The following is a 13,228-nucleotide window of genomic DNA, read 5'->3' on the forward strand; positions in this document are numbered from 1 at the left end:
AAAGGCTCAAATATGCATACTACGAATTCGTTTTCGTTTTAATTAATTATGTTAATCTTACTTTTGGATCAAGCATCCCATAAATTATATCTACCAAAATATTAATTAGAATAAACATAAAGGCAATAACCAATACACTTCCCATAATTACAGGTAAATCTAAAGTGTTTAATGCATTTACAATTTCCTTTCCTAAACCATTCCAATTAAAAATATACTCTACAAAAACAGCTCCGGCCAACATTGATGCAAACCATCCTGAAACTGCTGTTACTACTGGATTTAAAGCGTTTTTTAACGCATGTGTTTTAATAATTTTGTAGGTTGTAAGTCCTTTCGCTTTAGCAGTTCTAATATAATCTTGATTTAAAACTTCTAATAAGGAATTTCGCATTAACTGAATAACCACCGCTAAAGGTCTTATTCCTAAAACAATAGCTGGTAAAACTAAGTTTTTCCATTGAATCGCTATTTTTTCACCAAAATCTCCAACTTCATATAAACTTCCAGTCATATTTAAATGCGTGTATTTATGCAAAACAAAACCGAAAAACCAAGCAAACAAAATAGCGGAGAAAAACGAAGGAACACTCATTCCTAAAGTACTTAAAACAGAAATAACTCTATCAAAAAAAGTATCTTTATAAATGGCCGATAATATTCCAAACAAAACCCCTAAAAAAATGGCAATTAAAATAGCTGAAACCGCTAAAACTGCAGTATTTGGCAACGTTTCTGATATTATTTCAGAAACATTTTTATCCGTTTTTTGAAACGATTTTCGTAAGTAAGGATATTTTAAAACAAGCACGTAATTTTTAAAACCTACTATTTTTTGATACTTATATTTTGATGAACTTAAAAAAGTAAAATCTTTTGGATTTTTACTATGAATTGAAATTGGTGATAAATCGTTTAAATAATAAAAATACTGCTTTGAAATTGGCTGATCAAATCCGTATTTTTTTCTAATGTTTTGTAATTGTGCACTATCTTCTTGTTGGTCTAACATCATCCTAGAAGGATCTCCAGGCAACACGTTAAATAAAAAGAAAATTACTGTAATTACTCCGTACAAAGTAAGAAAAGCATAACCGATTTTATGTAAAATATAGTTTACCAAAAAATTTAATTTGATTCACAAATATAACTTAAAGTATTAAAATTATTACTTTTGCGTAATTCTTTATTCAAACTTATGAACCGACAAGAACTAATTGACCAAATTCAACAGAAAAAATCATTTTTATGCATTGGCTTAGATGTTGATTTAGCAAAAATTCCTACTTATTTATTATCTGAAGAAGATCCAATATTTGAATTCAACAAACAAATTATTGATGCTACTCATCAATTAGCTGTTGCGTACAAACCTAATACTGCTTTTTATGAAGCCTACGGAATTAAAGGTTGGTTAGCTTTAGAAAAAACGATTAATTATATTAATGCTAAATATCCCGAAATATTTACAATTGCAGATGCAAAACGTGGAGATATTGGAAATACATCTAGCAGATACGCTAAAGCTTTTTTTGAAGATTTAAATTTTGATGCAATTACCGTTGCACCTTATATGGGAAAAGACTCTGTGGAACCTTTTCTAGATTTTGAAAATAAAAATACCATTTTATTAGCTTTAACTTCTAATAAAGGAGGAATGGACTTTCAAACCTTAAAAACTCCTGAAAACGAATTGTATAAATCGGTTTTAAAAACTTCATTAACTTGGAAAAATTCGGATAATTTAATGTTTGTTGTTGGTGCCACTCGACCTGAATATTTTAAAGAAATTAGAGAGATTGTACCGAATCATTTTTTGTTAGTTCCCGGAATTGGTGCACAAGGAGGCGATTTACAAAGCGTTTGTAAGTTTGGATTAACTAAAGAATGTGGTTTATTAATAAACTCATCCAGAAGTATTATTTATGCTGGAAAAGAAAAAGATTTTGCCTTAAAAGCACAACAAGAAGCATTAAAGATACAGCAAGAAATGGAAATAATTTTAAATTACTAATTAATCCTGTAAAGCAAAAACACGTTTTAATATATCCGTAGTTCGTTCATTAACATTTGTACGAATTTCTTTCTCTTCAACTTCTACCATAGTAAACACACCTTTTAAAGCTTGGTTTGTTACATAGTCTGTTAAATCTGGATTTACATCCTTAGTTAATGGAAGGTTATTGTATTTAGAAATTAAATTTGCCCAAATTACATCTGCTCCAACTTTTTTAAATGAAGCATTTATAATAGGATTAAATTTTTGATATAAAGCTAGGCTAGTTTTATTTTTTAAATAGGTAGTTGCGGCATTTTTATCGCCAAACAAAATGGCTTTAGCATCAGTAAAAGTCATACCTTTAATAGCGTCTACAAAAATAGGAATTGCTTCTCCAACTGCATCTTCAGCTGCTCTATTAAGCACTTTTAATCCTTCGTCTGCTATTTTTGACAAACCAATTTTACGTAATGTATTATCGACCTTTTTCAATTCATCAGGTAGTAAAATTTTTACCATTTCGTTTTTAAAAAAACCATCTTTAACCGCTAACAAATTTACTTTTTTAGAAATTCCTTTTTGCAAAGCCTCTTTTAAACCATTTGCTATTTGCGCATTTGAAATACCTCCATTTGGTAGTTGATTAACTACTTGTTGTAACTCTGAACAAGCTGATAATTGAAAAATTATAAGCACTAAAAATATTCTTTTCATCCTATTAAAATTTTGATTTTAGCTGATATAGCAATTTTTACTTTTTAAAAGTATCTGTTTTTTTATCGTATCCATACGGACAATGTCTGCAACCACTTTTACAACAATATCCTCTTTTTAAAAGATATTTTTCTGTAAAAACCCGATAGCCTTCTTTACTTAAATAATAGTCTCCTTCTTCTAAAGGAATTAATTTTCTAAATTGCATCATACAAAAATAAGAAAAAAAGCATTCTAAAAATTTAGAATGCTTTTTTTCTTATCACAATTTATATCTTTTTAATTAACAGCTGGAGGATATTTAGCCATAACCTCAGCTACAAAATTTCTAATTCGTTCTTCTTTTTTAGCTACATTACCCGAAGTGTTTAATGCTCCACTTCCTATTCCTTGCCAAGCTAACTCTTTTTTTTGAGCATCAATTAAGTCAATAAATAAAGTCCCTTCTGTATATTTTGAAACTTGCATTCCAAAATCTGGTCCGTAATACCATGGACGCCAACCAAAATACATAGAGTTATTATATACATTTACTTTTTGACGAGATTTTGTAAAAATATTCACTAATAAATCTGGGTGATCTGATTTTGTTAATCCTTTAGCTTCTAGCTCATGTTCTATTGCTTTTAAAATTCTACGCTTATCTAAATCGGAAATTTTAACTTTATCAATGCCTTTTTTGTAAAAAGCAAAGGTTTTATACTTCGCAAAATTAGTGTTGGTATCATAATCAGTTGTAACTCTCACTGAGCTACAAGAAGCCATTAAAAATAGAACAGCCACTGGAATTATTTTTATGAGTTTCATGGTAATGAATATTTAAATATTAAAACAACTTTCGCAAAATAGAATCGTCTACTAAATTTGGCAAGGTAACTTTCAATTCTGGATTATTATCCATTGCTCTTTTAATTGCGAATATTGAGCCTTCATTTCTTGCCCAGTTTCGTCTTGCAATTCCATTATTTACATCCCAAAAAAGCATACTTTTTAAACGCTTTTCTGCTTCTAAACTACCATCAAGAACCATACCAAAACCACCATTTATAACTTCTCCCCAGCCAACTCCTCCTCCATTATGGATGGATACCCAAGTTGCTCCTCTAAAACTATCTCCTATCACATTTTGGATAGCCATGTCTGCTGTAAATTGCGAACCATCATAAATATTTGAAGTTTCACGAAATGGGGAATCTGTTCCAGAAACATCATGATGATCTCTACCTAAAACAATCGGAGCTGTAATTTTCCCACTTTTTATAGCATCATTAAATGCTTTTGCAATTTTCATTCTTCCTTCCGCATCAGCATATAAAATTCTTGCCTGTGAACCTACAACTAAGTTATTTTCTTGAGCACCTTTAATCCACTGAATATTATCCGCCATTTGCTGTTGAATTTCTATTGGAGAATTTTTCTTAATTTCCTCCAAAACATCACAAGCAATAGCGTCTGTTTTTTCTAAATCAGAAGGATTTGCACTTGCACAAACCCATCGAAAAGGTCCAAAACCATAATCAAAACACATCGGCCCCATAATATCTTGCACATAAGAATGATATTTAAAATCTTTACCATTTTCTGCAAAAATATCTGCTCCAGCTCTACTCGACTCTAATAAAAAAGCATTGCCATAATCAAAAAAGTAAGTTCCTTTCGCTGTGTGTTTATTAATTGCTTTTACTTGTCTTCTTAAACTTTCCTGAACTTTATCTTTAAATAATTCTGGATTATTTGCCATAATTTCATTGGCTTCTTCAAAAGAAATTCCAACTGGATAATAACCTCCAGCCCAAGGATTATGTAACGAAGTTTGATCAGAACCTAAATCTATATAAATATTTTCTTCATCAAATTTTTCCCAAACTTCCACTATATTTCCTTGGTAAGCTATAGAAACTATTTCTTTATTTTGTTTTGCTTTTTTTACTCTTTCAACTAATTCATCTAAATCTGTAAAAACCTCATCAACCCAATGCTGAGAATTTCTAGTATAAACTGCTTTAGGATTTACCTCTGCACAAACCGTAATACAACCTGCAATATTTCCTGCCTTCGGTTGTGCTCCACTCATACCACCTAAGCCTGATGTTACAAATAATTTTCCTGCTAAATCTTCTCCATTTTTTGCAATTTTTCGTCCTGCATTTAAAACGGTAATTGTTGTTCCATGTACAATTCCTTGTGGTCCAATATACATATAACTTCCTGCTGTCATTTGCCCATATTGAGTAACTCCCAAAGCATTGTATTTTTCCCAATCATCTTGTTTGCTGTAATTAGGAATCATCATTCCATTAGTAACTACTACTCTTGGAGCATTTCTATGTGAAGGAAATAAACCCATTGGATGTCCAGAATACATAACCAATGTTTGCTGTTCAGTCATTTCACTTAAATATTGCATAGTTAATAAATATTGCGCCCAATTTTGAAAAACAGCTCCGTTACCTCCATAAGTTATTAATTCATGTGGATGTTGTGCAACCAATTCATTTAAATTGTTTTGAATCATATGCATAATTGCCTTTGACTGTTCACATTTTCCTGGGTATTCTTCAATAGGGCGAGCATACATTTTATACGTTGGGCGAAATCGATACATATAAATTCTACCGTAAGTTTTCAACTCTTCGGCAAATTCTTTTGCTAAAATATTATGATGCTTTTTATCAAAATAACGCAATGCATTTGCAATTGCTAATTGCTTTTCTTCATTACTTAGAATTTCTTTCCTTTTAGGCGCATGATTTATTTCTTCTTGATATTTTTTAATTTCTGGTAATTCCGCAGGAATACCTTGTTTTATTTCTTCTTTAAATGTCATTCCAAAAAATTTAATTACAAAACAATCCGAATTATTACAAATTTATAAATCGTATTTAAGTTACAAATATACTAGAATTTAACCGCTTATTTATACTAACAAACTTTAATAAATCCATCAAGTTTTCAAATTAATCGAAAATAATTATTTTAAAATATTCAAGAAAAATTACATTTCAATAAATATTTTTCGAAGAATTAACCGTGTTTAATTATTTTCAATAAAAATTCTGCTTCAACTCTAAAAATTATCCATATCTAAATAGCAAAACACTTATTATTTTTGGTTAAATTGCAAACCTAGAAATTTAGCAAAACTCATGGAAAAAATAGCAGCCTATAAACCAAAGAATAAAATACGAATTGTAACTGCCGCATCACTTTTTGACGGCCATGATGCAGCTATAAATATAATGCGTAGAATTATTCAAGCTACAGGCGTTGAAGTTATTCATTTAGGACATGATAGAAGTGTTGAAGAAGTAGTTAATTGTGCTATTCAAGAAGACGCAAATGCAATTGCTATGACCTCATACCAAGGAGGGCATAATGAGTATTTTAAATATATGTTTGATTTATTGCAAGAAAAAGGAGCTACACAAATAAAAATATTTGGTGGCGGCGGTGGTGTTATTCTTCCTGAAGAAATCAAAGAATTAATGGAGTACGGAATTACTAGAATTTATTCTCCTGATGATGGTAGAAAAATGGGATTGCAAGGAATGATAAATGACATGGTTGAAAAATCTGATTTCCCAACCGGCAGTTCTATTAATTTTAAATCAGAAGTTTTAGCCAAAAAAAATTACATTGAAATTGCTCAAGCAATATCCGCTGCTGAAAATTTCACATCAAAACATAAAGATTTTATTAGTGAAATAAGAACAAAATCAGCAAATATTACCACTCCTGTATTAGGAATTACTGGAACTGGAGGGTCAGGTAAATCATCCACAGTTGATGAAATTGTTCGTAGATTTTTAGTTGATTTCCCTGAAAAAACTTTAGGTATCATTTCAGTAGACCCTTCAAAACGTAAAACAGGAGGAGCTCTATTAGGAGATAGAATTAGAATGAATGCTATAAACAACAATCGTGTTTTTATGCGTTCACTTGCTACTAGAGAATCTAATGTTGCTTTATCAAAACACGTTAGTGATGCTATTGATATTCTAAAAGTTGCAGGATACGATTTAATTTTATTGGAAACTTCTGGTATTGGACAAAGCGATACGGAAATATTAGATCATTCTGATATTTCATTATACGTAATGACTCCTGAATATGGAGCTGCTACACAATTGGAAAAAATTGACATGATTGATTTTGCTGATATTATTGCTTTAAATAAATTCGACAAACGTGGTGCCCTAGATGCTTTAAGAGATGTAAAAAAACAATACCAACGCAATCATAACTTATGGGAAGAAAATGTGGAAAACATGCCCGTTTATGGTACAATTGCCTCTCAATTTAATGATCCTGGGACCAACGAATTATATCAGGTTTTAATAAAAAAGTTAAACGAGAAAACTACTGCAAATTTTGAAAACATTATTCATACAATACCTAAAATTAGCGAAAAACAATTTATAATTCCATCCAATAGAACTCGTTATTTATCTGAAATAACGGAAAACAATAGAAATTATAGTAAAACAGCCATCCAACAAAAAGAAATTGCTCAAAAACTATATGGAATTTATAAAACTATTGAAGCTATCACAAATGTTAAATTAAGCCTCTCCGAGTTTGGTTTAGATGAAGAAATTCTAAAACAAGTTCAAAATGACGAAAATAAAGAGTTTTTGGCTTTATTATTTAAAGAATTTGCCAAAATAAAAATGGATTTAAACCCATATAACTGGCAGCAAATTTTAAATTGGGAAACAAAAAAACAAACGTATAAAAATGATATATATTCCTTTAAAGTTAGAGGAAAAGAAATAAATATACAAACACATTCAGAATCATTATCTCACTTACAAATTCCAAAAATTTCCTTACCAAAATATGAAGCTTGGGGAGATATTTTATGGTGGACTTTAGAAGAAAATGTACCAGGTGAATTTCCGTATACAGCAGGAATTTATCCTTTTAAACGAACTGGTGAAGATCCAACTAGAATGTTTGCTGGTGAAGGCGGACCAGAACGAACAAATAGACGATTTCATTACGTAAGTTTAGGAATGCCAGCCAAACGATTATCTACAGCTTTTGATTCAGTTACTCTTTACGGAAACGACCCTGATTTAAGACCAGATATTTACGGAAAAATTGGTAATGCAGGTGTTTCAATTTGTTGTTTAGATGATGCTAAAAAATTATACTCAGGGTTTGAATTAACAAATCCAATGACTTCAGTTTCTATGACTATTAATGGTCCTGCACCTATGATGCTTGGCTTTTTTATGAATGCAGCTATTGATCAAGAGTGTGAAAAATACATTATTAAACATCATTTAGAAGAAGAAACTGAAGCTAAAATTAAAGCGATTTATAAAAAGAAAAATGTAGAAAGACCTAAATATCAAGGAAAACTTCCTGAAGGAAATAATGGTTTAGGATTACTTTTATTAGGTGTTACAGGAGATGAAGTATTACCAAACGATATCTATCAAAAAATTAAGTACGAAACCATTGCTAAAGTTAGAGGAACGGTTCAGGCTGATATTTTAAAAGAAGATCAAGCACAAAATACCTGTATATTTTCTACAGAATTTGCATTACGATTAATGGGAGATGTACAAGAATATTTTATAACAAATAAGGTTAGAAATTTTTATTCAGTTTCTATTTCTGGTTATCATATTGCAGAAGCTGGTGCAAATCCAATTTCACAATTGGCATTTACTCTAGCAAATGGTTTTACTTATGTAGAGTATTATTTATCAAGAGGAATGGATATTAATAAATTTGGACCTAACTTATCTTTTTTCTTTTCTAATGGAATTGATCCTGAATATGCTGTGATCGGAAGAGTTGCCAGAAAAATTTGGGCAAAAGCTATGAAAAATAAATATGGAGCCAATCCAAGAGCTCAAATGTTGAAATATCATATTCAAACTTCAGGCAGAAGTTTACATGCGCAAGAAATCGATTTTAATGATATTCGTACAACGCTACAAGCACTTTATGCAATTTATGATAATTGTAATAGTTTACACACTAATGCTTATGATGAAGCCATAACTACACCAACCGAAGAAAGTGTTAGACGAGCTATGGCAATTCAATTAATTATTAATAAAGAATTGGGGTTAGCTAAGAATGAAAATCCTATTCAAGGCGCTTTTATTATTGAGGAACTAACCGATTTAGTAGAAGAAGCTATTTATATTGAATTTGATAGAATTACAGAACGAGGTGGAGTTTTAGGCGCTATGGAAACCATGTATCAACGAAGTAAAATACAAGAAGAAAGTTTGTATTACGAAACGTTAAAACATACTGGTGAATTCCCTATTATTGGAGTAAATACATTTTTAAGTAGTAAAGGCTCACCAACTATTCTACCTCAAGAAGTAATTAGAGCAACCGAAACTGAAAAACAATATCAAATTTCCGTAGTTAAAAATTTAAATACTGGAAATGAAAGTTTAGTAGCTGAGCAACTTGAATTGTTAAAAAACAAGGCAATCAATAACGAAAATATTTTCGAGCAATTAATGGAAGCTTGTAAAGTTTGTTCTATTGGTCAAATTACAGAAGCATTATTTAAAGTGGGAGGACAATATAGAAGAAATATGTAAAGTCGTTAAAGTAACGACTTTACATAATTTTTATGAATTTTTCGAAGATGTTTTAATTCGTCTCTAAGTAATTGAACAAAATCTTTTCCTTGAATTTTAGTATTTTCTAAGGTTACACAATCTTGGTAAATTCTATCAATAAAATATCGAAGTGATTTAGCCAATTTTAGTTTTGAGCTCTTACTATTTTGTGTTTCAACTTCTGCAATTTTTGGCACTAACCTATACGCATTCATCACTAAATTATCTGCATAGTTATCTGTTTTTGAACCAGATCTATACATAAAAATCATGTCTTTATCATCTGTAATGTAAGAAGCAACACGACGTGCTAACTCAAAAATTGCTAATGATTTTTGATAAAGAACCAATTTCCCTAAATCTTGTGAATACGTTTTCATTCTTTTATTTAAATTCTTTATAAAATTAGTTAGTATTAATCATCTTTTAATTTAAATATTAAACTAATATTGTTAAATTACTTTATTATCTATACTTTTATAAAACAAAACTTTAATTATGAAATTAGACGATATAAATTGGAATATTCTACATTGTTTACAGCAAAATGCTCGTCAAACAAACACTCAAATTGCTCGAAAAATTGGAATATCATCTCCTGCAGTAGCAGAAAGAATTCATAAATTAGAAGATTTAGGAATTATTGAAGGTTATCACGCAAAAGTATCCTATTTTGAAACGGAACATCAATTAAAAGCTATTATAACTCTTAGGGTATTTATGGGACGTTTAAAGCCTTTTATGGAAAAAGTTAAAGAATTTAATGAAGTTATAAATTGCTACAGAATTACTGGAAACGAAAATATTTTTATGGAAGTTGTTTTAAAAAATCAAAAGCATTTGCAACAATTAATTGACAGCTTAATTAATTATGGTGAAACTACTACTCATATTGTATTATCAAACATTGTGGAGAATAACCCTATAATTAAAGGTGTACATTTATAGTTGTTCATTTTTCTAATTATTTAACTAACCATATTAAAAATTGCTGCACCATATATAGCAAAACGAACAAAACGTAAGGAACCAAATATTAAAACTCCTTTAAGTGGATATTTAATCATGCCTGCTGCCAAACAAGTTATTGAAAATGGAATTGGAAGTAATGCTCCAACCACAATTAAAAATCCGCCCCATTTACTAGTATGTTTTAAATGCTTATACATTTTATCTTCAAAATACTTTTTTACAACTCTTACTTTTAGCACTGCTTTTCCAATAAAATATGAAAGAACTCCACCTATGTAAGAAAGCGTTGCTAATAAAGCTAAATTAAATATTGGGTTGGCTGTTTTTTTAGACCAAGCAATAAAAATTTCTGGCGGAATTAAACCTAAAATTGTTTCTGATAAAAAAAATATAAATAAAATAGCTACTGTTGAAAATGTGGTGGTAATTATTTCTAGCCCATCATTAATATTGTAAACATAATTATTAAAAACAATTAAACTTATAATTAAAAAAAGTATTGGAGGAATTGCTTTTTTAGTACTATTAAATATAAACTTATAAAAACCTGTATAAGAATAATATTGATGAAGTAATCTTATTTTTGATTTCTTTTGACTCTTTACTTCGGGCATATTTTATTTATAATTATTCTAAATTAATACTTTTTAAAGGCGAAAATAATCATTTTTCGGAATTAAAAACTATCCTAACTCTTTAATTTATTGTTATTTAGAAAAATTTAACATAAATCCTCATAATTTAAACAACCTAATTATCTTCGGCAATAATTGTTAAAGCTAATCGTATTTTAAAGTATTCCAATTCAGAATTAAAATATTCATAATATGGTTTTAAAGCTGGTGGATTTTTGAGTTTATCCTTTGCTTCTCTAACTTTTTCAACTTCTTCTTTAGAAACAAATTCATAAATATCTACATCTTTTCCATCTGTATATGCTTTTGCTAAATGTGAAAAAATTGTGGCAGATTTTAAATTTCGTTTTTCTGCTATTTCATCAATTGATAAACCTTGCTTATACAAATCATAAGATACATTTTCTGTTTTGTTCTTTTTACGTTTTTTATTTTTCTCGTTTAAAAAAGAAACAATAACTTCAATAAAATCTTCGCCATATACTTCCATTTTTCTTTGCCCAACCCCGCTAACTTCTAAAAAATCTGCTTCACACATTGGTCTCGCTCTTTCCATTTCTTTTAGCGTAGCATCACTAAAAACCAAATAAGCTGGGATATTTTCATCTAAAGAAATTTGATGACGCAATTTTCGTAATCGTTCAAATAAAATATCTTTTTTAGATTTTTTATGTTTTACTTCTTTTTTACTTTCCACCAACTCATTTATTGCTATCGGACGGGTTAAATTGACTTGCTCATTTTTGAATAATACCTTTTTGGAAAAACTGGTTAGTTGTAAAGCATTATTTTTATGAAATGCTATTTCGCAAAATCCTTGATTAATAAGTTGAATAATATATTGTTGCCAATCTCTCCAAGAAATTTCTTTACCAATACCGTGCGATTTCAACTTATCGTAATTTTTATCTAAAATAGTCGCATTATTAGCACCTCTTAAAACATCTATCACAGTCCCAATAGCTTCACTTTCATTTAATCTGGTAATAACCGAAAGTACTTTTTGGGCAATAATAGTTCCATTAAAAATTTGCGGTGGATTTTTACAAACATCACAATTTCCACAATTATCAGAAAGCAACTCTCCAAAATAACTTAGCAATATTTTCCTTCGGCAAGTAGTGGCTTCCGAAAACTGTTTCATACGTTCCAATTTAGCAATCTGAACGTTTTCATTACTAGCTCCAGTCATAAATTTTCTAAGCTGAATAACATCCGAATAACTATGAAACAACAAAGCATTTGCTTTCATTCCATCACGACCACAACGTCCTATTTCTTGGTAATAACCTTCTATGTTTTTAGGCATATTATAATGAATTACCCAACGAACATTAGATTTGTCAATTCCCATACCAAATGCAATGGTTGCACAAACCACTTGGGTTTTATCATATAAAAAATCTTCTTGATTTTTTGTTCGTTCTACAAAATTTAAGCCTGCATGATATGCTACTGCATTAATTCCATTTTGCTGTAATTTAGATGCCAACTGTTCAGTAGTTTTACGACTTAAACAATAAATAATACCTGCTTCATTTGGTCTTTCATCGATAAATTTAATTATTTGCGAAACCCTGTCATTTGCTGGTCTAACTTCTAATTCAATATTTTTTCTATCAAAAGAAGCTATAAACTGAGTTGCTTTTGGAATATTTAGTTGCTGAATAATATCTTGCCTTGTTGCTTTATCGGCAGTTGCAGTTAATGCAATTATTGGAGTATTTGGTAACTTATTTTTTAAAAATCCGAGTTGTTGATAGGATGGTCGAAAATCGTGTCCCCAAGATGAAATACAATGCGCTTCATCAATAGCTATACAACTAATAAATCCTTCGGTTAAAATATTTCCTAACAAAGCTAAACTTTCAGGAGCAACATATAACAATTTTATTTTATTTTGAATTACTTTTTCAAAAACAGCACTTTGCGATTCACTTTCTTGACTACTATTAAAAAAATCTGCTGGAATACCATTTGCATTTAAACCATCAACTTGGTCTTTCATTAATGCTATTAACGGAGAAATCACCAAAGTTAACCCTTCAAAAAGAATAGCAGGTAATTGAAAACAAATAGATTTACCTCCTCCAGTTGGCATAATAACTAAATTATCCTTTTTAGAAAGTACTGCTTCTATAATTTCTTGTTGCTGATGTCTAAAGCCATCGTACCCAAAATATTTTTTTAATGTTGGAAGTAATTTTTCTTGAGTTTCTTTTAATAGCATTAGAGTATTTTTCACAAAAATAAAAAACCGTTCCGCAATTGGAACGGTTTTAACATTCTATTTTAAAAATTAAAAATAT

At 29.7% G+C, this 13,228-nt stretch carries 11 protein-coding genes; 3 read left to right on the forward strand and 8 right to left on the reverse strand.

Translation table 11 applies throughout. The annotated features are described in order from the left end of the window. Positions 1 to 46: 46 nt before the first annotated feature. Positions 47 to 1,123 (reverse strand): ABC transporter permease, encoded by a 1,077-nt coding sequence (locus R3342_RS12150; RefSeq protein WP_318940581.1) that lies wholly within the window; start codon positions 1,121 to 1,123, stop codon positions 47 to 49. A gap of 75 nt (positions 1,124 to 1,198) precedes the next feature. Between R3342_RS12150 and pyrF the strand changes: the two genes are divergently transcribed. Continuing rightward, positions 1,199 to 2,014 (forward strand): orotidine-5'-phosphate decarboxylase, encoded by an 816-nt coding sequence (gene pyrF, locus R3342_RS12155; RefSeq protein ID WP_318940583.1) that lies wholly within the window; start codon positions 1,199 to 1,201, stop codon positions 2,012 to 2,014. Here the strand turns inward: pyrF and R3342_RS12160 are convergent, their stop codons facing one another. The 4 genes from R3342_RS12160 to R3342_RS12175 all read right to left on the reverse strand — a co-directional run bounded on the left by R3342_RS12160 (position 2,015) and on the right by R3342_RS12175 (position 5,540). Beyond that, on the reverse strand, positions 2,015 to 2,713 hold the full coding sequence (locus tag R3342_RS12160; protein ID WP_318940585.1) for a DUF4197 domain-containing protein: 699 nt from the start codon (positions 2,711 to 2,713) through the stop codon (positions 2,015 to 2,017). 37 nt (positions 2,714 to 2,750) lie between these two features. After that, entirely contained in the window at positions 2,751 to 2,924 is a 174-nt protein-coding gene (locus tag R3342_RS12165; protein ID WP_413468714.1) for a DUF5522 domain-containing protein, read from the reverse strand. 68 nt (positions 2,925 to 2,992) lie between these two features. After that, complete coding sequence (locus R3342_RS12170; protein ID WP_318940587.1) at positions 2,993 to 3,520, reverse strand: DUF4136 domain-containing protein; 528 nt, start codon at positions 3,518 to 3,520, stop codon at positions 2,993 to 2,995. A gap of 19 nt (positions 3,521 to 3,539) precedes the next feature. Beyond that, positions 3,540 to 5,540, reverse strand: a complete 2,001-nt coding sequence (locus R3342_RS12175) for a urocanate hydratase (protein ID WP_318940589.1) — start codon at positions 5,538 to 5,540, stop codon at positions 3,540 to 3,542. 319 nt (positions 5,541 to 5,859) lie between these two features. On the opposite strand from R3342_RS12175, the gene R3342_RS12180 reads away from it, so the two are divergent. Beyond that, positions 5,860 to 9,291: a methylmalonyl-CoA mutase family protein gene (locus tag R3342_RS12180; protein ID WP_318940592.1), complete on the forward strand. Its 3,432-nt coding sequence runs from the start codon at positions 5,860 to 5,862 to the stop codon at positions 9,289 to 9,291. A gap of 5 nt (positions 9,292 to 9,296) precedes the next feature. Here the strand turns inward: R3342_RS12180 and R3342_RS12185 are convergent, their stop codons facing one another. Then, the gene (locus R3342_RS12185) at positions 9,297 to 9,692 is read right to left on the reverse strand and encodes a hypothetical protein (protein WP_318940594.1); all 396 of its coding nucleotides are present in this window, start codon (positions 9,690 to 9,692) and stop codon (positions 9,297 to 9,299) included. Positions 9,693 to 9,810: 118 nt separating this feature from the next. Here R3342_RS12185 and R3342_RS12190 point away from each other — a divergent pair, with 118 nt between their 5' ends. Beyond that, on the forward strand, positions 9,811 to 10,260 hold the full coding sequence (locus tag R3342_RS12190; protein WP_318940596.1) for an Lrp/AsnC family transcriptional regulator: 450 nt from the start codon (positions 9,811 to 9,813) through the stop codon (positions 10,258 to 10,260). Positions 10,261 to 10,280: 20 nt separating this feature from the next. Here the strand turns inward: R3342_RS12190 and R3342_RS12195 are convergent, their stop codons facing one another. Together R3342_RS12195 and recQ are read right to left on the reverse strand one after the other, a co-directional pair. Then, complete coding sequence (locus tag R3342_RS12195; RefSeq protein WP_318940598.1) at positions 10,281 to 10,898, reverse strand: YqaA family protein; 618 nt, start codon at positions 10,896 to 10,898, stop codon at positions 10,281 to 10,283. A gap of 136 nt (positions 10,899 to 11,034) precedes the next feature. Next, positions 11,035 to 13,149, reverse strand: a complete 2,115-nt coding sequence (recQ, locus tag R3342_RS12200) for a DNA helicase RecQ (RefSeq protein ID WP_318940600.1) — start codon at positions 13,147 to 13,149, stop codon at positions 11,035 to 11,037. Positions 13,150 to 13,228 lie beyond the last annotated feature (79 nt).

Origin of the sequence: Lutibacter sp., assembly GCF_033723435.1 — a bacterium.
Taxonomy (GTDB): domain Bacteria; phylum Bacteroidota; class Bacteroidia; order Flavobacteriales; family Flavobacteriaceae; genus Lutibacter.